Source organism: Halomicrococcus pelagicus (assembly GCF_050954125.1).
This window is the reverse complement of the sequence record NZ_JBPBWC010000023.1, coordinates 49,319-70,369: the sequence shown is the minus strand read 5'-3', so window position 1 is coordinate 70,369 and position 21,051 is coordinate 49,319. Positions and strand designations below refer to the sequence as shown.

The following is a 21,051-nucleotide window of genomic DNA, read 5'->3' as shown; positions in this document are numbered from 1 at the left end:
CCTACAGCAGTCGCCGGAACTCGCCGAGCGGCGGGAACCGGTACGTCTCGTCGCCGTCCTCGTCGCGGACGATGGGCCGGAAGTCGTTCGTCCGGGTGACGAGCGGCGAGTCGAAGTCGCTCCCGGACAGCCGGTTCACGACCACGCCGGCGGCGAGGCGGGTGAACGCCGGGAGGACGAGCACGTCGCTGCCGCCGTAGACATCCGGTCCCCAGAGGTAGCACGGCCGCTTCCTGCCCTCTATCTCGATGGCCGGGTGGTCGTGGCCGACGACGTAGCGCGGCGCCGTCCCGTCGGGCGTCTCGTGACCGTGGCAGACGAGCGTGTCGTCGGCGAGGCGGTACTCGTCGCGGTGGTCGACGACCGTGCCGAGCATCGCGTCGTGGTTCCCCCGGACGACCGTGAGGTCCGCGCCGGCGTCCGCGACCAGTCGACGGAGTGCCGCCACCGTCGCTTCGACGCCGTCCGGAACGTGGTCGAACGCCTGGAGCACGTCGCCGGCGAAGACGACCTCGGCGGGGGCGAACCGGTCCAGCAGGGCGTCGAGCCGACCTGTCAGGTCCGCGCGCTCGCCGAGCGGGAGTTCGACGTTCGCGACGGCGTCCTGGCCGACGTGGAGGTCCGCGAGGACGAGCGCGTCGGCGGCCGGGAGGTAGACCGCCCGGTCGCGGAACTCGGCGTTCGCCGCCCGACCGGGCGCGTCGGCCCCCTCGTCACCGACCGGCATCGTCCCGCCTGGTCCCGCCGTCCGCCACGACGGTGCGCCGGAGGTCGTACTCGTTGCCGGTGACGAGGTACGCGACGTCCTCGACGATGGTCAGGACCTCCGGTACGTCGCGGACGACGAGCCACAGGATGCCGACGAGCGCGACGAGCGCGAGCAACTGGCTCAGCACGCGGTCGGCGATGAAGAAGGAGACCATCCCAGGCTGGCTGTACCCCACGAGGGTCGTGATGGGGTCGACGAAGAACTGGAACCACTGGTTGCCGAACGCGAGCGCGATGAACACGTTCCGGGCGACGTTGAGCAGCCAGACGACGCCGACGGCGAGCGCGAACGCCCGAAGCTTGCGCCCGAGCGACGCGTCGACCGCGGCGATGAGGCCGCCGAAGATGCTCATGCTCCCGATGCCCGTGCAGGCGAGCACGAGGTAGGTGTAGTACTGGTGGCCGGTCTCGTCGGTGAAGATGAACGCGCTGTGGTAGCCGTTCTCCTTCGCGACGGTGAACGCGGGGTCGTAGCCCAGCGCCTCGATGACGAGGTAGGTCTGGTAGCTCACCGCCTCCACGAGGAACTCCCGGGCGGGTTCGACGGTCGTGAACGGAAGGTAGATGAGTCCCATCGCGCCGACGGCCCGCGAGAGGAGGAACAGCGAGTCCCGCCCGGCGTACAGCTGGTAGCCGGCGTAGAGACAGAGCGGGACCGCCGCGAGGCTGAGCGCGCCCTCGACGAAGCTCTTCATGCCGAAGGCGAACTGCGGGAAGAGGACGCCCCAGAACGCGCCGAAGGCTACCCACGCGCCCGCACCGACGACCCTGGCCCGCCGGCGGTCGTACCGTTCGAGGGCCGCCGTGGCGACGAACGCCGCGACGACCACCCACGCCAGCACGTCGGGGAGGAACTCGGGGACGACTGCAGTCACGAATTAACTCTCGGCGCGCCGAAATATAGACCTGACGCTCTCTTTCACGCTCGGAAAAAGCACCGACCTCGTCCGGGCGAGCAGCGTCAGGTGCTGTCGCCGGAGTACGCGCCTGGCGACCGCGAGACGGACGCCGAGAGAGCCGTCCCGGTCGGCGGGTCGCCGGCACCGGAACCGGTCGTTCGCGGGAACTGTTCGGAACTCCGAAATCGGCCGACGTTGGCGGAGAACCCACACCGTTTTGGTCGCGCCGGGACTGGAAGAGAGTATGACTCTGCAGACGCGATTCGCACGCTCGCGGTCCCGCTTCGAGGTGATGTCGCCGTGAGCGAGGGCGGCATCGTGGGGGAGTTCCTCTCGCTCAAGGAGGAGGTGGACGCGGACGTGCTGACGATGCAGGTGGGCGACTTCTACGAGTTCTTCGGCGAGGACGCGGAGCTCGTAGCGGACGCGCTCGACCTGAAGGTCTCCCAGAAGTCGAGCCACGGGAGCAGCTATCCGATGGCCGGCGTTCCCGTCGACGACCTGACGCCGTACCTCAAGAGCCTCGTCGAGCGCGGCTACCGGGTCGCCGTCGCCGACCAGCACGAGACTGACGACGGCCACGCCCGGGAGGTAACGCGCGTGGTCACGCCCGGGACGCTGCTGGAGACGACCGACACGGACGCCCGGTACCTCGCCGCCGTCGTGCGTGACGAGGACGCGTTCGGCCTCGCGTTCGCCGACGTGACGACCGGTCGGTTCCTCGTGACCGACGTCGAGGACGCGGACGCCGCGCTGACGGAGCTCTGCCGCTTCGCGCCCGCGGAGGTGCTGCCGGGTCCGGACGTGCGCAACGACGACGAGTTCCTCTCCCGCCTCCGGGAGCGAGTGGACGCCTCGCTGTCGCTCCACGAGGCCAACGCCTTCGCGCCCGGTAAGGCCCGCCACGTCGCCCGCGAGCAGTTCGGCGAAGCGACGCTGTCGAGCGTCGGCCTCGACGCGAACGCCGGAGACTCCCCGGCCGTCCGGGCGGCGGGCGCGGTCCTGGACTACGTCGAGACGACCGGCACCGGGGTGCGGGAGTCGATGACCCGGCTCCAGCAGTACCGGCGGGGCGACCACGTCGAACTCGACGCGACGACCCAGCGCAACCTCGAACTCACCGAGACGATGCAGGGCGACCGCGAGGGGTCGCTGTTCGCCACGGTCGACCACACCGTCACCAGTCCGGGAAAGCGCCTGCTGAAGGAGTGGCTCCAGCGCCCCCGTCGCTCGCCGGACCTGCTCACCGAGCGCCAGGACGGCGTCGCCGCGTTCGCGGAGGCCGCGCTGGCCCGCGAGCGCGTGCGGGAGCGCCTGGACGACGTCTACGACCTGGAACGGCTGGCGAGCAAGGCGGCCCACGGAAGCGCCGACGCCCGCGACCTGCTCCGGGTACGGGACGCCCTCGCCGTGCTCCCCGACATCGCCGACGCCGTCGCGTCCGACCCGACGCTCGCGGACTCCCCGCTCGTCGACGTGGTCGAGCGACCGGACCGCGAGGCGGCCGACGCGCTCAGGGCGGAACTCGCCGACGCGCTGGCCGAGGACCCGCCGGGCACCGTCACGCAGGGCGGCCTCTTCCGGACGGGGTACGACGACGAACTGGACGCCCTCGTCGAGCAGTACGAGGATGACGTCGAGTGGATAGACACCCTGGCGGAGCGAGAGAAGCGCCGCACCGGCATCACCCACCTCCAGGTCGACCGCAACAAGACCGACGGCTACTACGTCCAGGTCGGCCAGTCCGAGACGGACGAGGTGCCCGAGGAGTACGAGGCCATCAAGACGCTGAAGAACTCCGAGCGGTACGTCACCGACGAACTCCAGGAGCGCGAGCGCGAGATTCTGCGCCTCGAAGAGCGACGCGGCGACCTGGAGTACGAACTGTTCGAAGAACTCCGCGCTCGCGTCGCCGCCCGCGCGGAACTCCTCCAGGACGTCGGTCGGGCACTCGCGGAACTCGACGTGCTCGCCAGCTTCGCGGTCCACGCCGTCGAGAACGGCTGGGTGCGCCCCGAACTCGCGGACTCCGGGCTCGAAATCCGGCAGGGTCGCCACCCGGTCGTCGAGCAGACCACCGAGTTCGTGCCGAACGACCTGCGGATGGGGACGTCCGGTTCCGACGCCGGTCGCGAGTTCCTCGTCGTGACGGGGCCGAACATGAGCGGGAAGTCGACGTACATGCGTCAGGCCGCGCTCGTCGTCCTGCTGGCGCAGGTGGGAAGCTTCGTCCCCGCCGACGAGGCGCGGGTCGGCCTCGTGGACGCCATCTTCACCCGCGTCGGCGCGCTCGACGAACTCGCGCAGGGCCGTTCGACCTTCATGGTCGAAATGCAGGAACTGAGCAACATCCTCCACTCCGCGACGGAAGACTCGCTGGTCGTCCTCGACGAAGTCGGCCGCGGCACCGCGACGTACGATGGTATCTCCATCGCCTGGGCCGCCACGGAGTACCTCCACAACGAGGTGCGGGCGAAGACCCTCTTCGCCACCCACTACCACGAACTCACGACGCTCGTGGACCACCTGCCCCGCGTCGAGAACGTCCACGTCGCGGCGGACGAGTCGGACGGCGACGTGACCTTCCTCCGAACCGTCCGGGACGGGCCGACGGACCGCTCGTACGGCATCCACGTCGCGGATCTCGCGGGAGTGCCCGCCCCCGTCGTCGACCGGTCGCGCGAGGTGCTGGAGCGACTGCGCGACGAGAAGGCCATCGAGGCCCGCGGGTCGGAGTCCGACGAGACGGTCCAGGCCGTCTTCGACCTCGGGTCGGAGGGCTTCCGAAACGGCGCGCCGGCCGACGACACGTCGCCCGAGGCGAGCGAACGCACGGCGAGCGCACCGGCGACGACCGAGACGGCGGGCGACGGGAGCGGGTCGGCGTCGCTCGACCCGGCCGCCACGGACGTGCTGGACGAACTCGCGGACGTCGAGGTGGCCGACACGTCGCCGCTGGAGCTGATGGAACGGGTCAACGAGTGGCAGGAGCGACTCGCCGACGAACGCGGAGCGGGGGACCGATGATCGACCCGCATCTCCGGGCGACCATCAGCCAGAAAGCGGCGCTGTTCGAACCGGAGGGCGACGTGCTCGTGCTCCGGACGAACGACGAGAGCTGGGAGCTCCCCGGCGGTCGCATCGAACGCGGCGAGGTGACCGAGGACGCGCTCCGCCGCGAGATACGGGAGGAGACGGGACTGGACGCGGAGGTGGGATGGCCGGTGTACACGGCCGCGTGGCAGAACCACGACGACGACGGGCGATACTCCGTCGTCTACCGGTGCCACGTCGAATCGCGGGTCGTGACGCTCAGCGACGAGCACGTAGAGGCCGTGTGGTGCTCGCCGGGCGCGACGGACAACCGCCTGAACGAGGCCCAGCGAATCGGGGTCGAGCGCGCGGCCGAGATCGACGGGCGCTGACTACCGGCTTATCTGCAGGTTCTCTGCCTCGCCGACGACCGTCCAGTCGTCGTCCCCGAGGGCGTAGTGGCGAACCTGCGGGGGCTCCCACGCGCCGTCGACGTACTTGGAACTGACCTCGCAGCGACGGATGGACTCGTCCGCGGGGTCGATCTCGATGCGGAACCGGTCGTCGGGAACGTAGCGGACCGGACTGGCGCGTCCCTCCATCGTCGTTCCGTCGTCGAGCGTTATCGTAAGGTCGTGGCCCGGCAGGAGTTCGTCCAGCGTTTCGGTGAACGATGCCATGGTCACGAACTCACGCGACGGGCGTGCGTAAGTGTGCTGGCCCCGCACGTCGGCACGTCGAAACCGGGCGGGCGACCGTTCGCGCCGCTACTCCTCCTCGGGCCACTCGGCGTCCTGACCGTGGAACTCGATGCCCATCCGGTGGGCGGACCGCGATATCATGTGCGCGCCGGTCGGCGCGGTGAGGAACAGGAATGCGATGCCGACGAGCGAGGTCAGGCCCGCTCCCGCACCGCCGTAGTAGACGAACCCCGCCAGGAAGAGCGAGGCCGCCCCGAGCGTGGTGGACTTGCTGGTGGCGTGCAACCGGTTGTACACGTCGGGGAGTCGCAGGAGGCCGATGGTCCCGACTGCGAGGAAGAAGCTCCCGACGACGACGAGCGCGACGACGACGATGTGCTGAAGATTCATTTGATGATGTCCCCCTCGATGACGTACTGGCTGACCGCGATGGTGCTGATGAACCCGATGATAGCGAGCACGAGGCTCACCGTGACGAACAGGCCCTCGCCCGTCTGGAGCGCGAACAGGACCGCGATGGCGACGACGTTCGTCGCGATGGTGTCGAGCGCGACGACCCGGTCGGGGACCGTCGGTCCGCGGATGACCCGGTAGCCGGCCAGCAGCGTGAGCGCGCTGGCCAGAATCAGGCCGCCGTTCACGGCGAGACGGAGGAGTTCCGGGTCAGACGCCACGCTTCTCACCTCCGTCATTCCGCGCTCCTGCACGACGTGGCTCGCGCTCACTTCGCATCGCGCTCACCCCCGTCGTTTCGTCGTCCCACGCGACGTGGCTCGCGTTCGTCCGCCCCCTGACCACGATAGCGGGCGGGCATCTCCGGCACCGGGTCGCGGGGTTTGCTCTCCTCGTCGAACAGGACGAGGGCGTAGTCCTCCCACGTCCGGATGGGGTCGACGATGGACTGTCGGTCGCGGGCGTCGATGCTGTGCACGTAGAGCACGTTGGTCTCCTCGTCGTAATCCATGGTCAGCGTTCCCGGCGTGAGCGTGATGCTGTTGGCGATGGTGGTTATCGCGCCGTCCGTCTCGACGCGCAGCGGGACGACGACGACGCCGGGGCGAATCGGCATCCCTGGAGCGAGCACGCGGTACGCCACGTCGACGTTCGCCGTCGCGAGTTCCTTCAGGAAGACGGCGACGTACAGCGCGGCGTACGGCGCGGCCCTGAGGTTCCGGCCGAGTTCGGTCTCGCGCGTGTAGAACCGTCGGAAGGCGAAGGCGATGGGGAGGCCGACGGCGAGGCCGATGAGGAACTCGCCGACCACGGTGTCGAGGCCGTCGACGCCGCGGACGAACAGCCACAGCAGGGCGAGGACGACGCCGACGACCGGCCACTTGCGGACCCTCACGCGTGCCCACCTCCCGGACCGACGGCCTGGACGTAGCCCTGGCGGTCGATGGCGGCGTTCGCCGCCGCCTCGGCCGCGCGGAAGACCGGGTCGAACCCGACGCCGACCACGACGACGACGGCCGCCAGCGCGACGACGACGGCGACGCCCGTCGCCGGGTTGCCGTGTCTGACCGCCAGGCTCTTCGACCCCCAGAAGCCGCGGTTCCACGCCAGCGATAAGTACGCGATGGTGAGCATCGCGCCGACGAGCGCCAGCGCGACCGCCGCCGTCGCCCGGGACTGCCCCGCCACGTCGAACACGAGCATCTTTCCGAAGAAGCCCGACAGCGGCGGGATGCCGATGAGCGACAGTGCTCCGACGAAGAAGGTGCCGGAGAGAACGGGGTTTTCGCGGGTCAGTCCCCCGAGTTCGTCGAACTGTATCGTCCCCGCCGCGGAGTACACCGACCCGGAGACGAGGAAGAGCAGGCCCTTGGCCAGCGCGTGGTTGAGCGCGTAGACGAGCGCCGCCGTCACGGCCAGCACGCGCACGTCCGGGACGGTCGCGCCGATGGCCAGCGGCAGGACGATGAATCCGATCTGGCCGATGGACGAGTACGCCAGCAGACCGTCCACGTCGGCCCGGCTCACCGCGCCGAGGCCCCCGACGAGGATGCTCGCGGCCGCCATGACGAACAGGACGGGGCCGAAGAACGCGAGCGCCGAGGGAACCCCCGCCGGGTCGGCGAGCCCAGGTAGCGAGAGGCCCTGTAGCGACAGCGCCGAGAAGACGGTGAAGTACAGTCGGATGATGGCGTAGACGCCGACCTTCTTCACGACGCCCGCGAGCATCGCGGACACCGGCGCGGGAGCGGCGCGGTACGCCGCCGGCACCCAGAACTGGAACGGAACGAGGCCGGCCTTGAGCGCGAAGACCGAGAAGAGGAGCGCCGACAGACCGAGGACGGGCAGCGTGTCGACCCCGTACTGCGCGGGAGCCGCCAGTCGTCGCGCGAGGTCGGCCATGTTCAACGTGCCGACCGTGGAGTAGAGCCCCCCGATGGCCAGGAGCATGACGGCGCTCCCGACGAGGTTGAGGACGACGTACTGGAGCGCGGCGCGGGTGTGTTCCGGCCCGGAGTAGAAGACGACGAGCACGTAGCTCGACATCAGCATCACCTCAAACCAGACGAACAGGTTGAACACGTCGCCGGTGAGGAACGAGCCGGTGACGCCGACCATCATGAAGTGGTACAGCGGATGGTACGAGAGCCGCTGGCCGAACGCGTCGACGTACTGGACGGAGAACGCGAGCGCGGCGAGCGACACGGTTGCCGACAGCGCGAGCATGAACGCCGACAGCGGGTCGGCGACGATGGAGATGCCGTACGGCGCCGGCCAGCCCGAGAGCTGGTACGGTATCGTCTCGGCCGCCCCGAGGGGGTCGACCTCGCCCCACAGGAGCGCGACCGCGACGGCGTACCCGACGCCGCCGAGCAGGCTCACCCCGCGCTGGAGGCGGGGGAAACTGCGCACGAGCAACGTTCCGATGGCCGCCACGAGCGCCACGACCAGCGGCGCGACGACGAGTTGGTTCATGCCGAATCACCCAGTTCGTTCATGTCGATGGTGCCGTGTTCCTCGTAGACGCGGTACGTCAGCACGAGCGCGAACGCCGTCGTTCCGAAGCCGATGACGATGGCGGTCAGCACGAGCGCCTGGACGAGCGGGTCGGTGACGTTCACCGCCCCGCCGTGACCGCCGCCGTGCGTGTCCGGCAGGAACGGGACGCCCCCGCCGAGACCGCCCATCGTCACGAGGTAGACGTTCGCCGCCTGGCTGATGATGACGACGCCCCAGACGACCCGGACGACGTCCCGGCGCAGGACGAGGAACGTCCCGAGCGCGAACAGCGCGCCGATGACGCCGGCGAGGACGAGCTGGGTCATTCGGCTCCCACCACCGAGAGGATGGTCAGGAGCGCCCCGACGACGACGAGGTAGACCCCCGTGTCGAACGCCAGCGCGCTTGCGACGTGCAGTTCGCCGTAGACGGGGACGTGGTGCAGCACCCAGAACGTCTGGTAGAGGAACGCGTCGCCGAACGCGACGGCGACGATGCCGCTCCCCGCCGCCAGCGCGAGGCCGACGGCGAACAGGGCGCGGTAGTTCTCGACGATGCCGTACTGGAGGTGTTCGATGGGTCCGCGGACGACCCGCTCGAACAGCTCCTCCTCCAGGTAGTTCAGCCCGTAGACGATGTAGATGAGCGCGAACGCCGTCGTCGTCAGCACGCCCGCGATGAAGCCGCCACCGGGGAGGTTGTGTCCCTGGAGCATCAGCGCGATGGCGGTGACGAGGATTATCGGTACCACCGTGCGCGTGACGGTGCGCGAGATGACCGTCGTCATTGCGTCCCACCTCGCTCCCGCATGGCGACGAGGGTCAGTACAGAGAGAGCGGCCATCGCGACGACGGATATCTCGCCCATCGTGTCGAACGCTCGGTAGTCCACCAGGATGACGTTGACGATGTTGTGACCGCCGGCCACCTCGACGGTGTTGTGCGGGTCGGTGAAGTACGACGCGATGAGGTCGGGCTGGGCGGCCGTCGAGACGAGCACGGTGACGGCCACCGTCGCGCCGACCGCGAGCGAGAGCGCGCCGTCCCTGACCGCCCTGGCTCGCTTCAGTTCGCCGTAGAACGCCGGCAGGCGGTCGAGCACGAGCAGGAAGATGACCAGCGTCAGCGTCTCGACGACGAGCTGGGTGAGTGCGAGGTCCGGCGCGTCCGCCAGCACGTAGAAGATGGCGACCATGAACCCGAGGATGGAGAGGGTGAGCACGCCCGAGATGTGGGATGGCGCGAGGGCGACCGCCGTCGCGCCGACGACGGCGACGCCGAGCACGAGCGCGAGCGGCAGCGTCATGTCCGGCGCGAACTCGAACGCCGGCAGCGCGACGCTGGCGGCGAGATAGCCGCCGAGCGCGAGCGCGACGACGCCCGCCAGCGTCCACGTCGCGTAGGTCCGGAGCAGACCGGTCTGGATCCGGGGAACGGCGGTCGCGCTCGCCTCGTTCAGTCCGTCCACGGTGCCGTCGTACCACCAGTTCGCCCGGAGCGGGTCCACCGACAGGAGGCGGTTGATGCCCCGGTGGAGGTCGTCGTAGAAGGGGTAGGCCGCCGCCCCGACCGTGATGGTTATCGCGCTCATGAGCACCGGTGGCGTGACGTGGTCCGGCAGGTAGTAGCTGAAGTGCACCTCGGTACCCGGCGGGGAGACGCTCCCCATCACCTCGGCGACGAAGTGGTCGAGCGCCGCGGGGGCGACGCCGAAGGTGGCGGTGACGCCGCCGAGGCCGACGAGCGCCGCGAGCACGCCGAGAATCGCCGGCGGAACGAGCATAGCCTTCGGCGGGCTGTGGGCGTGCAGACGGTCGGGCTTGTCGCCGAAGAAGAGCATCAGGAACCGTATCGAGTAGAGGAAGGTGAAGACGCTCCCGAAGACGGCGACGACGGGGTAGAGCCACGCCAGGCCGCCCTGCAGTTCCGCGGCGTGGTAGGCCGCGTCGAACAGGAACTCCTTGGAGTAGAAGCCGTTGAACGGCGGGACGCCGGCCATCCCGAGCGCGGCGACGACCGTGATGGCGCCGGTCACGGGCAGGTCGTCCCAGAGGCCGCCGAGTTCGGCTATCTTCCGGGTGCCGGCCTCGTGGGCGATGATGCCGGCGACGAGGAACAGCGCGGCCTTGAACAGCGCGTGGTTGAGGATGTGGAAGGCACCCGTCTCCGCGCCGAGGTCGGAGGCGAACCCGAACCCGGCGACGATGAGGCCGAGGTGGCTCGCCGTCGAGTACGCCAGCAGTTCCTTGATGTCGGTGGCGGCGACGGCGAGGATGGCGGCTATCGTCATCGTCGCGAGGCCGAGCACGGTGAAGACCGCGGACCACTCCGGAATCCCGTGGACGCCCTCCGGCAGGAAGACGGGCCGGAAGCGGCCGACGAGGTAGACGCCGGCTTTCACCATCGTCGCGGAGTGGAGGAACGCCGATACGGGCGTCGGGGCCTCCATCGCGTTCGGCAGCCAGACGTGGAGCGGCACCTGCGCGGACTTGGCCGCCGCGCCGATGGCGACGAGACCGAGCACGGGGACGAACAGCCCGGCCGAGTGGAGCGACTCGCGCACCTGCTCGGGGTGGTTCACTATCCACGCCAGGTCGAACGTGCCCGTCACGTTCGCGAGCAGCAGGAAGCCGACGAGCATGAACAGGCCGCCGGAGACGGTGATGAGCATCGACTTCCGGGCGGCGTACTGCGAGGACGCCCGGTCGCTGTAGTGGCCGATGAGGATGAACGACGACAGGCTCGTCAGCTCCCAGAAGACGAACAGCGCGACGAGGTCGGCGGCGAACGCGACGCCGAGCATCGACCCCATGAACGCCAGGAGCGCGGTGTAGTACTTCGCCTTGCCCGGTTCGTCGTGCATGTACCCCCTGGAGTAGGTGAGGATGAGTACGCCGACGCCGCTGGCCAGGAAGCCGATGAGCAGCGACAGGCCGTCGACGTAGAACCGCAGGGAGACGCCGAGCGCGGGAATCCAGTCGAACGAGACCGACCCGTGAGTACCGTACTGGCTGGCGACCAGCCCGAAGCAGGCCAGCGCCACCGCCGCCGCGTAGTAGGCGGTGCGCTCGCCGAGAACGCGGTAGACGAGCGGCGTCACCGCCGCCGCCGCGAACGGGAGCGCGACCAGCGCGAGTACAACCACGGCTGTCGGTTCCGATGTCGGTTGCACGTTCGAGAGTGAACCGCGGACCCGACTTAACAGTTCTCAAACTCCGGAGCCAGCGGAGGTTCGAATCGGCGCAGTTCCGCCCGAACTGACCCGGCTGGCGAGCCCGACCGGCCCGCGGTCAGGCGAACTCGATGCGCTCGTCGCCCGGGTCGACGGTCACCTCGCCGCCCACCGGCACCGGAGCGACGGGCGCGGTGTGGCCGAAGTCGAGGTCGAACACGACCGGCGCGTCGGGGTTGTACTCCGCGACGACCTCCGCGACGGTCTCGCGCTGGCGCTCGCGGTACGCCGCCCGCTCCTCTGGCGACCGCTCGACGTCGAGAGAACGGGCCTTGGCGCGGCCGACGAGGACGGCGTCGAACCGCTCCAGCAGGCCGCGCTCGCCCATCGCCGTCATCGTCCAGCGCACGTCCATGGCGCTCGGTAGCTCTTCCGAGGTTTCGAGCAGGAGCACCGCACCGTCCAGGGCGTCGGGGTCGGGCACGTAGCGGTTCACGGAGAGCTGCTGGTCGACCACCGACAGGCAGCCACCCCACGTTCGGCCGGTGACGCGTTCGTCGCCGCCGCGCCACGTCCAGCCCGGATTCGGCTCCATCTCGCGGCGCTCGTCAAGCGTCTCCGGGTCCGCCCAGTCCAGGTCCTCGTCGGTGAACCGCTCGGCCGGTCGCAGTTCCCCGAGCGAGTCCGAGAACAGCGCTCGTTCGAGGTACTCCACGGTGTAGTCGTGCATCGACCCCTGCATCGCGAACTCCGTGAAGAGGGTGCCGCCGTAGAACGAGACCACGCCCTCGTTCCACAGAACGGTCTCGACGTTCGTGTTGTCGCTTATCCCGTAGAATCTCGTGGGGTTCTCGGCGAGCACCTCGGGGTCGAGGTGTTTCAGGATGCGGACTTGGTCGTATCCCCCGATGGTGGTGACGACGCCCCGGATGTCGGGGTCGGCGAAGGCGTCCATCACGTCTCTCGCGCGCGCCTCGGGGTTGTCGTACAGCCACTCGGGGTCCGCCGTCGCGGTCGGAAACTCGACGGGGTCGAGGCCGAATCGCTCCTCGAGACGTTCGAGACCGAGTTCGTACACGTGCGGGTACTTCTCCGCCAGACTCGTGCCCGGGGAGACGACGGCCACTTTGTCGCCCGATTCGAGGCTCGGCGGGACGACCCACTCGCTCATATCCGTTGCCTCGTCCGGTCACCTGAAGTACCTTTTCGTCCGCCGCGTCGTGGGCCGTCCGTCGACGCTCTCCCCGCCTAACGAACCGTTAAGCCGTCCCTGCGACGGACAGCGGGTCGCTGCACCGTGGTTAACCGTACCATAACAAAGACAGGCTCTGCCGTTAGCCCGCGTATGTCGAACAGTTCAGTGGGGGACCTCTGGTCCGGCGTGGGGCTGCCCCGACCCGCGCCGACCCGACTCCAGTTGCTCGCTCTCCTCGTCGGGGGGAAGTTGATCGACGCCGTGAGCACCGTCGTCGTCCTCGGACTCCGCGACGACGTGTTCGAATCCGTGTGGCTCACCCGGACGCTGATGGCGAAGTTCGGGTCGGTCGGCGGGTCGCTGATTACGGTCGTGGTGGCAGTGGTCGGGGTGGCGTTGCTCGCGGAGAGCGGCCTCCTCATCCGGCGCGTCACGCCCGACGACTGGACGCCGGACGGCTATCCCGCGGCGTTCCGGACGACGACGTACCTCGCGGCCAGCGTCTGGTACGCGTACCTCGGGGTCAACAACTTCTCGCTGCTGTTGTAGCCCGGCGGCCTCGTCTCGGAGTCGGGGTTACGACGGACTCGGCGTCTGGACGCGCGACAGGTAGGCCGCGAGGTCGGTCGTCGTGATGATGCCGATGACGCCCTCGGTGTCGTCGACGACGGGCACGTGGTGAATCGTGTGTTCGATCATCGCGTCGGCGACGTCGCGGATGTCGTCCTGCGCCGACGCCGTCAGCACGTCCTCGCTCATGTAGCGGGAGACCGGCGTCTCGTCCTTCGGGGACCGCTCCGCGACTATCTGGGTGAAGTCCGTGGACGTCAGGATGCCCCGTAGCCGGTTGTCGTCGTCGACCACGATGACCGACCCGATGTCGTGTTCGAGCATCGTCTCCGCCGCGTCCTCGACGAGCGTGTCGGGGGAGACCGTCTGGAGGTCGGACGTCATGAGTCGCGCAACTGAGATATCCATGGGGTACTGTAGTGTCGCGCTCGGTATAAGAATTGTCGTCAGCGAACTACCTCCTGCCAGCGACGCCCGCTCGAAGCGCTCGACGGCGTCGAAGCGACGGCGTGGAGTCGGCGTTCGGTCCCCGCTGTCGAGAACTGGAGGGTCCGGCGGGGTCCCGGACGGTCGATTCCGAGGGTGGACGCCGCGGAGGAGGTTTCCTCCTCGAGACCCCGAGCTGCTCGCTCGCTTCGCGCGCTGTCCGGGTCCGCGACCCGGCTGCTCGACTCTCCTCGACGAGGCGACCGCTCACGTCCGTCGAGACGTATACGAGCAGCTCGTGGGCTGAGAGTGGTAGAAGCGCCGAGGAGGAGATTTGAACTCCTGAGTCCTGACGGACAGTTGCTCTCGAAGCAACCGCCTTGGCCGGGCTAGGCTACCTCGGCTCATGTCTATCTACTGCAGTCGTCATTTTATGCGTTTCGATTCGCCGAACTCGAACCTATCTGACCACCAAATTAAAACCGTTGGCCGTCGCCGAATATTTCATGGACGTTACAGACGCGAGCGCCCGGTCCGATTCCGTCCTCGACGCCGTCGGCACGGCCGTCATCGCCGACCGCGAGTTCCTCGAAACCGTCCTGCTGGGTATCATGGCCCAGGGCCACGTCCTGCTGGAGGACGTTCCCGGTACCGGCAAGACCCTCACCGCACGGAGTTTCGCCGCCGCGCTCGGCCTCTCTTTCTCCCGCGTACAGTTCACGCCCGACCTCCTCCCGGCGGACGTGACCGGGACGCACGTGTTCAACGAGCAGGACCGCGAGTTCGAGTTCAACGAGGGTCCAATCTTCGCCAACGTCGTCCTCGCCGACGAGATAAACCGCGCGCCGCCGAAGACCCAGGCCGCCCTGCTGGAGGCGATGGAGGAGCGACAGGTCACGGTGGACGGCGACACCCACGAACTTCCGAAGCCGTTCTTCGTCATCGCCACCCAGAACCCCGTCGAGCAGGAGGGGACCTTCCCCCTGCCGGAGGCGCAGGTCGACCGCTTCGTCGTCAAGACCAGCCTCGGTTACCCCGACGAAGAGGGCGAGGTCGAACTGCTGCGTCGCCGGGGCGACCGCCACAGCCAGAGCCCGTCCGCCGGACGGGTCCTCGACGACGGCGAGGTCGAGGAGCTACAGTCCGTCCCCGAGACGGTCCGGGTCGAGGAGGACCTGCTCTCGTACATGGCCGCCGTCGCCCGCGAGACCCGGGAGGACCGCCGCGTGGAGGTCGGCGTCTCGCCGCGGGGCACCCAGCGCCTCTTCGAGGCGTCCCGCGCTCGCGCCGCCATGGTCGGCCGCGAGTTCGTCACGCCGGACGACGTGAAGCGCGTCGCCTACCCCGTGCTCTCCCACCGGGTCGTCCTCACGCCCGACGCGAAGGTGAACAACGTGAACAAAGACGACGTGGTCGAAGCGGTGCTGGACAGCGTGCCGGTACCGACCGTGGAGTAGCGTGGCGGACCGCCGCACGAGGGCGGTCGGCCAGTTCGTCGTCGGCTTCCTCGTCGCGACCGCGGTGGAACTGTTCCTCTTCGACGTCCCCCTTCCGCGCGCGCTCGCCCTCGGGGCCGCCATCGGCGTCGGCCTCGGCCTCGGATGGTATCTCACCGCCGACGGCGAAGCCGACGAGTAGCTCGCGAGGTCGGCGTCAGGCCCGCGCGACCAACTGCACCCACGAACCGTCTCCGAGCCACTCGACCGCGAAGCCCGCGTCCTCGACCATCGCTCGCAGTTCGTCGGGTCGGTAGAGCGTGAACCGCCGAGCGTCCCCGTCGTAGGTGTCGCCCTCCGCCGTCCCCTTGCCGCGCTTGACCGACAGGCAGAGGACGCCGTCCGGCCGGAGGACGCGGCGGAACTCCGCGAGCGTTCCGGGAGCGTCCTCCCGCGGCACGTGCAGGAACGAGGCGCAGGCCCAGAGGCCGTCGAACGCCGCAGCCGCGAGGCCGAGCCGTCGCATGTCCATCCGGGCGAACGCGGCGTCGCCGGCCCGCTCGCGCGCGGTTCGGAGGAAGGCGGGGGTGAGGTCCACGCCGACCGCGTCGTGGCCGTGCTCGGCGAACGTGGCCGACTCCCAGCCGGGGCCGCAGCCCACGTCAGCGACCCGGGCGGTCGCGCGCCCCTCGGGCGGTTCGACGGCGTCGAGGAACCGGTCGACCAGGTCCGCGACGGCGGAGCGGTCGGCGTGGCGCTCGCGGTACTCGTCGGCGACCGACTGGTAGGTGGCGACCGTGTCGAGGTCCGTCATGACCGAACGAGGCGGCAGGACGTTAATCAATCTTGTCACGACGAGCGGCCGTATCGAACCGGAAGGCCCCGGGACCAGTCCCTCGCGGACGCGGCCGGTTCCGACCGCGCGAGCGCCGGCTCGCGTCCGGGAATCGGTGAATCTCCCGAGTCAGCGCCGGAGTGCGGAGGTGAGCGCCACGGCGGCGACGAGCAGGAACACGAGTGCGGTCACGGGCTGGCCGCCGGCACCGAGCAGGTAGATGCCGTAGCCGACGCCGCTGGCCGACGCGGCGACGGCGGTGCTCCCGGCGGCGTGCATCAGCTCCAGGCGCTCCGTGTCCGCCTCGCGGCCGAGTTGCTCGCCGACGTTGATGGCCTGCTCGCCGAAGTCCCACACGAGCACGACCGCCGCGGTCCCGAGGATGAGGAACTCCGGCGGCGCGGCGAAGAGGCCCCCGTAGAGGACGCCCAGCAGGGCGACGAAGCTGCCGACGGTGACGAACCGGCGCGAGCCGATAACGAGGCCGACGGCGACGAGGAAGACGCCGCCGACAGCGGCGAGCGCGCCGGTCGAACTCGCCAGCGCGGCCGCCCCGACGGCGACCGACGCCGCGACCAGCGAGAGCAACCGGCTCGTGCGCGCCGGCGAGCGGTCGACGGTCGCTCCGCTCACGACCGCCACCTCCTGTCGGCGTGGGCCAGCACGACGCCGAGGTCTTCGTCGGTGTCCCAGTCGACCGCCCGAACTCCGCCGGCGCGAAGCGACCGGAGGTGTCGCGTGCGCTCGGCGGCCGCCAGGCGCGTGCCCGGCGAGTCGTCGGTGGTCGGGTCCGGACTGACGACGGTGACCGCGTGGCCGGCGGCGGCGAGGCGGCGCGCGACCTCCGGCGCGTAGGCGTCACAGAGCGGCGAGAAGAACACCACCTGCGCGTTCGTCGGGAGTCGCCGCCGGAGCCACCGCATCGTGATGGTCGAGTAGAACGGCTCCTCGGGAGGCGTGCGCGACAGCGTCTCCGAGCGCGCAAGCAGTTCGCGCGCCTCGGCCCGGTGGTGGTCGCCCGCGCCCGGCGCGAGCCAGAGGTTCTCGGGGGAGAGCGCGGCGAGGCCGACCCGGTCGCCGCCGTCGAGCAGCGCGGCGAACGTCTTGCCGGCGGCCCGGACGGCGAACTCGACGGCGCTGGGCGATTCGGGGTCGGCGGCGAGGTACGCCTGCTCCCTGGCGTCGACGAGCAGGACGACGGTCGCGACCCCCTCCTGGCGGAAGTCGACGGTGGTCAACTCGCCGGTCTTCGCCCGACGGTTCCAGTCGATGCGCGAGACGGGGTCGCCGCGCCGGTACTCCCTCGTCGCGTAGAACTCCACGCCGGCCCCGCCCTCGCTCGTCGTCACTCGACCGGTGTGGCGGGTCGTCTGCTCGCGTAGCGGAACGTCCTCGGCGGTCGCGGACAGTTCCGGCGTGCACGCGACGGTCGTGTCGTTTTTCACCTCGAACTCCCGTTCCCTCGCGCCGCTGAAATCGCGGGCGATGACCGTCGCCGGGTCGAACGCGTGCTCGCCCCGGACTGCCTCGACGGTGTAGGCGAACATCGCCTGCTTGCCGGGCCGGAGCGCGGTGCCGAGCCGCGGCGACCCGTCCACCACCCGGAGCGCCTCGGGGACGCCGTCGACGACCCGGAGGTCGGGCAGGGTCCTGTCGCCGGCGTTCTCGACGGTCACCTCGACGCGAATCTCGTCGCCCGGGGCCGGGGCGAGGTCGCTGACCGACCGCGAGAGGGCCACGTCGGTCGACGGCGGCGACCCGGACCGGGCGTACGCGGCGAACGCGACGCCGACGACGCCGACGAGCAGCACCACCGGACTCCCGGCGACGACGCCGACGCCGCCGGCCAGCAGGGCAACGGCGCTGACGCCCTGCCAGCGGTTGGTCTCGTACGGCGTCATCGTCCCTCCTCGACGTAGCGGGCGACGGCGTCCGCGGTTCGGCGCGCGCGACGCTGGTACTTCGTCTCGCCGTCGACCGACCGGCGGAACAGCTTGCGCAGCGGGCGTCGGGGCGGGTCGGGCCCGCCGACGAACGACGCGGCGTACGGGTCGTCGGTCCACTCGCCGCTCTTTACGACCTCCCGGGCTTCGTCGGACGAGCAGCCCTCGCGCTGGACGATGGCGTCGACGACGGCCGATTCGAGTCGCTTCCGGATGCGCTTGCGCGACTTGAACCGCGACTTGCGCGCGCCGTCGTGGACGCGCCGGAGGGACTCGTCGAACTCCCCGCCGGGCGTCGGGACGGAGACGGTCGTCTCGGGGTCGCCCGTCTCGGCCTGGTCGATGGAACCCCGGCGGCGCTCCTGGACGACCCGGACGCCCTGGAGCAGTGCCAGCACCCCGACCAGCCTGACGAACAGGTAGTCCGTGCTGACGACCGCCGCGAGCTGAGGTGCGAACAGGGCGGCGATTCCCCACGCGGCCGCGAGGACGCCGGCGGCGGTGAGCAACGGACGGTCGCTCATCGCTCCCCCCCGTCGGGACTTCCCTCGCCCCCGGTCGCGTCGCCGTCGGAATCGGCGTCGGCGTACTCGCGTTCGATGCGCCGGAGAGCCTCGACGGCGCGCCGCTCGCGCTCGCCGGTCGGCGACTCGCCGCCGTAGCGCACCACCTCGAAGACGTTCGTCAGTTCGTCGACGTCCGACCGGTCCATCCCCGCCTCGACGGCCGTGGTGGCGAACTCGCGGGGCGTGCTCGACTGCGGAGCGGCCACGTCGAGGTGCTCGGTCATCTCGCGCCAGGCGCGGTACACCTCGTTCTCGACCGACGCGTTCGACTCGATGCGGTCGGCCGCGTCGCCGGCGGCGCGACCGACGGCGGCCACGTCGGGGTCGTCCGGCGGGGTCTCGGTCTCCGATTCGTCGAGTTCGCTCCCGCCGGAGGTCCGGACGAGCAGGGCGAGCGCGCCGACGAGCGCCACGCCGAGCACGAGCAGGAGGACGGTCGACGGCGTGACCGTCGTCGCACCGCCGTCGCCCATCCCGCCGGTTCCGCCCGACTGGAGGGAGGTGCCGTTCGATCCGTTGGGCAGCAAGCTACCGCGCCGGTCGAACGGCGACGTCGAACACGCGGACAGGAGCGCGTGCAGGAGCAGCGTCGGCACGCCGACGGGTCCGACGACGGCGAACACCCCGAGCCACCCCCTCCGCCGGTAGGCGAACCCGACGAGGGCCGCGAACCCGCCCAGGATGGCCAGGACTGCGGGAAGCGTGTTCAACACCGGGAAACAGGGAAGCTCGATGGGTACCCCTATCGGCTTCCCGTCCCCGATAGACCCCGACTCGGTGCCGTTCGACTCGCTGACACCGGCTCCGCCGTCGCCCCACCCGAGACCGCTCCCACCGGAGTTCTCGGTCGTGACAGCCGTGTTCAGCGTCGCGGCGGCGAGCGCGATCGCTAACACGCAGAGGAGGGCCACTGCGATGGGGCGGGCGTTATCCAGGTCCACAGTCCCGTATAGCGTGAAAGTTAACTTAGGTTTTCTGTCTGGTTCGCGGGCGGCGTTCGGCGGTTCTCGCGGGTCATTGGGCGAGGGGTCCCGGTCCGGTCGTTCATCGGACCGCTACCGACGGATCGCCGCCGGCGGAATTATAATAAGGTTCTAATAACTCAGGCCCCTTCGATTAATATATGACTGTCGTCAGCGTCTCCATGCCCGACGAACTGCTGGAGCGAATCGACGAGTTCTCCGACGACCACGGGTACACCGGTCGGAGCGAGGTCGTCAGGGAGGCCGCCCGGAACCTGCTCGGCGAGTTCGAGGACAAGCGACTGGAGGACCGGGAGCTGATGGGCGTCGTCACGGTCCTGTTCGACTTCGAGACGACGAACGTCGAGGAACGGATGATGCACCTGCGTCACGAACACGAGGGGCTGGTCGCGTCGAACTTCCACAACCACGTGGGCAACCACTACTGCATGGAACTGTTCGTGCTGGAGGGGACGCTCGAGGAGATATCCTCGTTCGTCGGGAAGATTCGCGCCACGAAGAACACGCTCACGGTCGACTACTCCGTGATTCCCGTGGACAGCTTCGGGCCGCTGGCGGACCCGAGCTAATCGACCAGCCGAACGGTGTCGCCGACCGACACGTCGCCCGCGCTCCCGGCCGGGAGTTCGAACAGCGTGTCGGCCGCCGCCTTCGCCGTCCCAGTCCACGCCGACAGGCGTTCGACGCGCTGGACCTCGTCCTCGACCGTCCAGACGGTGTCGAGGGGGAACGGCACGAACACCATGTGGACGTCCCGTGGCGCGGCCTCGTCGAACCGGAACGCGAGCGCGTAGTCGTCCGGAATCGACCGCCGGAACATCAGTCCCCGCGCCCGCGAGAGGAACGAGTCTGCCGTCTCGACGTCGGCTGCCAGCGTCTTCGACCGGTCCTCGTGTACGACGCGCACGCTCGGGGGTGCGCATCGGGGAGGCAAAACTTTTGTGCGATGGCGCGCCCAGGAGACGGGCATGGAGAAGACCCCGTCGGGCACCTCCGTCGGCGTGGACGACCCCTACGACCACGCCGGGCTCTGCGACCACCTGACGGACGAGGGCAAGTGTCGGTACGCCTTCGAACACCCCGAGCAGGACCTCGAGTTCGCGCGAGAGCGCCGCGAAGACGAGTTCCGCTGTCCCGCGGCGGACCCGCAGGGCGAGTGGGACTGGGAGGACTGCCCGCACTACCGGTGCCGGAACCGCGACCGCGAGTGCGTGCGCTGTGGCCTCGAAGAGCGCCGGATGGCACACTCCGACGAGCGCCCGCTCCTGGAGGAACACCACCTCTCGTACGCCGACCGGGGCGAGACGCTCGGCCACGAGATAACCGTCTACCTCTGCCGGTGGTGTCACGCCAAGGTCCACGGGTCGTGGGCGCGCATCGACGACGACGCCAACCCGGACCCCGAAGCCATCGCGGAGAAGGAGGGACGGCGGAGTCGCGAACAGCGCGAGGCCGCCTTCGAGTCTGCCGCCGAGCGCTACGACCCGAGCGGAGAGGGCGAGGAGTAACCGGTCGAGTCGCCGCCGGCGCAACGACAGTCGGGGCGAAGCCGCCAGAGATTACATCAGTACTC

25 protein-coding genes and 1 tRNA gene are annotated in these 21,051 nt (G+C 69.7%); 7 read left to right on the top strand and 19 right to left on the bottom strand.

Going from position 1 to position 21,051, the window contains the following annotated elements:
• Position 1 precedes the first annotated feature (1 nt).
• Together ACRYA2_RS24190 and artA are read right to left on the bottom strand one after the other, a co-directional pair.
• The gene (locus ACRYA2_RS24190) at positions 2-727 is read right to left on the bottom strand and encodes a metallophosphoesterase (protein WP_433633903.1); all 726 of its coding nucleotides are present in this window, start codon (positions 725-727) and stop codon (positions 2-4) included.
• Positions 714-1,643, bottom strand: a complete 930-nt coding sequence (gene artA / locus ACRYA2_RS24185; RefSeq protein ID WP_433633901.1) for an archaeosortase A — start codon at positions 1,641-1,643, stop codon at positions 714-716. Before artA ends, ACRYA2_RS24190 begins: the two co-directional genes overlap by 14 nt.
• Positions 1,644-1,967: 324 nt before the next feature.
• On the opposite strand from artA, the gene mutS reads away from it, so the two are divergent.
• Entirely contained in the window at positions 1,968-4,694 is a 2,727-nt protein-coding gene (gene mutS / locus ACRYA2_RS24180; protein WP_433633924.1) for a DNA mismatch repair protein MutS, read from the top strand.
• Positions 4,691-5,092: an NUDIX hydrolase gene (locus tag ACRYA2_RS24175; RefSeq protein ID WP_433633899.1), complete on the top strand. Its 402-nt coding sequence runs from the start codon at positions 4,691-4,693 to the stop codon at positions 5,090-5,092. Before mutS ends, ACRYA2_RS24175 begins: the two co-directional genes overlap by 4 nt.
• On the opposite strand, the gene ACRYA2_RS24170 is transcribed toward ACRYA2_RS24175, so the two are convergent.
• From ACRYA2_RS24170 to ACRYA2_RS24130, 9 genes are all read right to left on the bottom strand, one after another.
• Positions 5,093-5,380 (bottom strand): hypothetical protein, encoded by a 288-nt coding sequence (locus ACRYA2_RS24170; RefSeq protein WP_433633897.1) that lies wholly within the window; start codon positions 5,378-5,380, stop codon positions 5,093-5,095. It abuts the gene before it with no gap.
• An 87-nt stretch (positions 5,381-5,467) separates the two neighbouring features.
• On the bottom strand, positions 5,468-5,791 hold the full coding sequence (gene mnhG, locus ACRYA2_RS24165) for a monovalent cation/H(+) antiporter subunit G (RefSeq protein ID WP_433633895.1): 324 nt from the start codon (positions 5,789-5,791) through the stop codon (positions 5,468-5,470).
• Entirely contained in the window at positions 5,788-6,093 is a 306-nt protein-coding gene (locus ACRYA2_RS24160) for an MrpF/PhaF family protein (protein ID WP_433633922.1), read from the bottom strand. The genes mnhG and ACRYA2_RS24160 overlap by 4 nt, the downstream gene beginning before the upstream one ends.
• 29 nt (positions 6,094-6,122) lie before the next feature.
• Complete coding sequence (locus ACRYA2_RS24155; protein ID WP_433633893.1) at positions 6,123-6,749, bottom strand: Na+/H+ antiporter subunit E; 627 nt, start codon at positions 6,747-6,749, stop codon at positions 6,123-6,125.
• Entirely contained in the window at positions 6,746-8,329 is a 1,584-nt protein-coding gene (locus ACRYA2_RS24150) for a complex I subunit 5 family protein (protein ID WP_433633891.1), read from the bottom strand. The genes ACRYA2_RS24155 and ACRYA2_RS24150 overlap by 4 nt, the downstream gene beginning before the upstream one ends.
• The gene (locus ACRYA2_RS24145) at positions 8,326-8,679 is read right to left on the bottom strand and encodes a sodium:proton antiporter (protein WP_433633889.1); all 354 of its coding nucleotides are present in this window, start codon (positions 8,677-8,679) and stop codon (positions 8,326-8,328) included. The genes ACRYA2_RS24150 and ACRYA2_RS24145 overlap by 4 nt, the downstream gene beginning before the upstream one ends.
• On the bottom strand, positions 8,676-9,140 hold the full coding sequence (locus ACRYA2_RS24140) for an MnhB domain-containing protein (RefSeq protein ID WP_433633887.1): 465 nt from the start codon (positions 9,138-9,140) through the stop codon (positions 8,676-8,678). The genes ACRYA2_RS24145 and ACRYA2_RS24140 overlap by 4 nt, the downstream gene beginning before the upstream one ends.
• Complete coding sequence (mbhE, locus tag ACRYA2_RS24135; protein ID WP_433633885.1) at positions 9,137-11,524, bottom strand: hydrogen gas-evolving membrane-bound hydrogenase subunit E; 2,388 nt, start codon at positions 11,522-11,524, stop codon at positions 9,137-9,139. Before mbhE ends, ACRYA2_RS24140 begins: the two co-directional genes overlap by 4 nt.
• A 118-nt stretch (positions 11,525-11,642) precedes the next feature.
• Positions 11,643-12,695, bottom strand: coding sequence for a S66 family peptidase (locus ACRYA2_RS24130; RefSeq protein WP_433633883.1), 1,053 nt, complete (start codon positions 12,693-12,695; stop codon positions 11,643-11,645).
• Between the two features lie 174 nt (positions 12,696-12,869).
• Between ACRYA2_RS24130 and ACRYA2_RS24125 the strand changes: the two genes are divergently transcribed.
• Complete coding sequence (locus ACRYA2_RS24125) at positions 12,870-13,268, top strand: hypothetical protein (RefSeq protein ID WP_433633881.1); 399 nt, start codon at positions 12,870-12,872, stop codon at positions 13,266-13,268.
• A gap of 27 nt (positions 13,269-13,295) precedes the next feature.
• On the opposite strand, the gene ACRYA2_RS24120 is transcribed toward ACRYA2_RS24125, so the two are convergent.
• Together ACRYA2_RS24120 and ACRYA2_RS24115 are read right to left on the bottom strand one after the other, a co-directional pair.
• The gene (locus ACRYA2_RS24120; protein ID WP_433633879.1) at positions 13,296-13,697 is read right to left on the bottom strand and encodes a CBS domain-containing protein; all 402 of its coding nucleotides are present in this window, start codon (positions 13,695-13,697) and stop codon (positions 13,296-13,298) included.
• Positions 13,698-14,034: 337 nt separating this feature from the next.
• A tRNA-Ser gene (locus ACRYA2_RS24115) sits at positions 14,035-14,119 on the bottom strand.
• Positions 14,120-14,221: 102 nt separating this feature from the next.
• On the opposite strand from ACRYA2_RS24115, the gene ACRYA2_RS24110 reads away from it, so the two are divergent.
• Both ACRYA2_RS24110 and ACRYA2_RS24105 read left to right on the top strand, forming a co-directional pair.
• Positions 14,222-15,172: an AAA family ATPase gene (locus tag ACRYA2_RS24110; RefSeq protein WP_433633877.1), complete on the top strand. Its 951-nt coding sequence runs from the start codon at positions 14,222-14,224 to the stop codon at positions 15,170-15,172.
• 1 nt (position 15,173) lies between these two features.
• Positions 15,174-15,353 carry a hypothetical protein gene (locus ACRYA2_RS24105; protein WP_433633875.1) on the top strand — a complete coding sequence of 60 codons (180 nt, stop codon included), beginning with the start codon at positions 15,174-15,176 and terminating at the stop codon, positions 15,351-15,353.
• A gap of 15 nt (positions 15,354-15,368) precedes the next feature.
• Here the strand turns inward: ACRYA2_RS24105 and ACRYA2_RS24100 are convergent, their stop codons facing one another.
• From ACRYA2_RS24100 to ACRYA2_RS24080, 5 genes are all read right to left on the bottom strand, one after another.
• Entirely contained in the window at positions 15,369-15,965 is a 597-nt protein-coding gene (locus ACRYA2_RS24100; protein ID WP_433633873.1) for a class I SAM-dependent methyltransferase, read from the bottom strand.
• Between the two features lie 150 nt (positions 15,966-16,115).
• Positions 16,116-16,619: a DUF7519 family protein gene (locus ACRYA2_RS24095; RefSeq protein ID WP_433633871.1), complete on the bottom strand. Its 504-nt coding sequence runs from the start codon at positions 16,617-16,619 to the stop codon at positions 16,116-16,118.
• Positions 16,616-17,887 carry a DUF58 domain-containing protein gene (locus tag ACRYA2_RS24090; RefSeq protein WP_433633869.1) on the bottom strand — a complete coding sequence of 424 codons (1,272 nt, stop codon included), beginning with the start codon at positions 17,885-17,887 and terminating at the stop codon, positions 16,616-16,618. The genes ACRYA2_RS24095 and ACRYA2_RS24090 overlap by 4 nt, the downstream gene beginning before the upstream one ends.
• Positions 17,884-18,453: a DUF7269 family protein gene (locus ACRYA2_RS24085; protein ID WP_433633867.1), complete on the bottom strand. Its 570-nt coding sequence runs from the start codon at positions 18,451-18,453 to the stop codon at positions 17,884-17,886. Before ACRYA2_RS24085 ends, ACRYA2_RS24090 begins: the two co-directional genes overlap by 4 nt.
• Positions 18,450-19,436 (bottom strand): DUF4129 domain-containing protein, encoded by a 987-nt coding sequence (locus tag ACRYA2_RS24080; protein WP_433633866.1) that lies wholly within the window; start codon positions 19,434-19,436, stop codon positions 18,450-18,452. Before ACRYA2_RS24080 ends, ACRYA2_RS24085 begins: the two co-directional genes overlap by 4 nt.
• A gap of 182 nt (positions 19,437-19,618) precedes the next feature.
• Here ACRYA2_RS24080 and nikR point away from each other — a divergent pair, with 182 nt between their 5' ends.
• Entirely contained in the window at positions 19,619-20,047 is a 429-nt protein-coding gene (gene nikR, locus ACRYA2_RS24075; protein WP_433633865.1) for a nickel-responsive transcriptional regulator NikR, read from the top strand.
• On the opposite strand, the gene ACRYA2_RS24070 is transcribed toward nikR, so the two are convergent.
• On the bottom strand, positions 20,044-20,385 hold the full coding sequence (locus ACRYA2_RS24070) for a DUF192 domain-containing protein (protein WP_433633863.1): 342 nt from the start codon (positions 20,383-20,385) through the stop codon (positions 20,044-20,046). The genes nikR and ACRYA2_RS24070 overlap by 4 nt on opposite strands.
• A 61-nt stretch (positions 20,386-20,446) precedes the next feature.
• Here ACRYA2_RS24070 and ACRYA2_RS24065 point away from each other — a divergent pair, with 61 nt between their 5' ends.
• Positions 20,447-20,986, top strand: coding sequence for a DUF7097 family protein (locus tag ACRYA2_RS24065; protein WP_433633861.1), 540 nt, complete (start codon positions 20,447-20,449; stop codon positions 20,984-20,986).
• Positions 20,987-21,051: the final 65 nt, after the last annotated feature.

Bases quoted from the DNA above. Each gene is read 5' to 3' on its own strand.
- ACRYA2_RS24130 (WP_433633883.1), bottom strand. From the start codon at position 12,695: ATGAGCGAGTGGGTCGTCCCGCCGAGCCTCGAATCGGGCGACAAAGTG.
- ACRYA2_RS24120 (WP_433633879.1), bottom strand. From the start codon at position 13,697: ATGGATATCTCAGTTGCGCGACTCATGACGTCCGACCTCCAGACGGTC.
- mnhG (WP_433633895.1), bottom strand. From the start codon at position 5,791: ATGAATCTTCAGCACATCGTCGTCGTCGCGCTCGTCGTCGTCGGGAGC.
- ACRYA2_RS24145 (WP_433633889.1), bottom strand. From the start codon at position 8,679: ATGACCCAGCTCGTCCTCGCCGGCGTCATCGGCGCGCTGTTCGCGCTC.
- ACRYA2_RS24140 (WP_433633887.1), bottom strand. From the start codon at position 9,140: ATGACGACGGTCATCTCGCGCACCGTCACGCGCACGGTGGTACCGATA.
- ACRYA2_RS24110 (WP_433633877.1), top strand. From the start codon at position 14,222: ATGGACGTTACAGACGCGAGCGCCCGGTCCGATTCCGTCCTCGACGCC.
- ACRYA2_RS24160 (WP_433633922.1), bottom strand. From the start codon at position 6,093: ATGACGGAGGTGAGAAGCGTGGCGTCTGACCCGGAACTCCTCCGTCTC.
- ACRYA2_RS24150 (WP_433633891.1), bottom strand. From the start codon at position 8,329: ATGAACCAACTCGTCGTCGCGCCGCTGGTCGTGGCGCTCGTGGCGGCC.
- ACRYA2_RS24190 (WP_433633903.1), bottom strand. From the start codon at position 727: ATGCCGGTCGGTGACGAGGGGGCCGACGCGCCCGGTCGGGCGGCGAAC.
- ACRYA2_RS24085 (WP_433633867.1), bottom strand. From the start codon at position 18,453: ATGAGCGACCGTCCGTTGCTCACCGCCGCCGGCGTCCTCGCGGCCGCG.
- ACRYA2_RS24175 (WP_433633899.1), top strand. From the start codon at position 4,691: ATGATCGACCCGCATCTCCGGGCGACCATCAGCCAGAAAGCGGCGCTG.
- ACRYA2_RS24170 (WP_433633897.1), bottom strand. From the start codon at position 5,380: ATGGCATCGTTCACCGAAACGCTGGACGAACTCCTGCCGGGCCACGAC.
- ACRYA2_RS24065 (WP_433633861.1), top strand. From the start codon at position 20,447: ATGGAGAAGACCCCGTCGGGCACCTCCGTCGGCGTGGACGACCCCTAC.
- ACRYA2_RS24090 (WP_433633869.1), bottom strand. From the start codon at position 17,887: ATGACGCCGTACGAGACCAACCGCTGGCAGGGCGTCAGCGCCGTTGCC.
- ACRYA2_RS24100 (WP_433633873.1), bottom strand. From the start codon at position 15,965: ATGACGGACCTCGACACGGTCGCCACCTACCAGTCGGTCGCCGACGAG.
- ACRYA2_RS24125 (WP_433633881.1), top strand. From the start codon at position 12,870: ATGTCGAACAGTTCAGTGGGGGACCTCTGGTCCGGCGTGGGGCTGCCC.
- nikR (WP_433633865.1), top strand. From the start codon at position 19,619: ATGACTGTCGTCAGCGTCTCCATGCCCGACGAACTGCTGGAGCGAATC.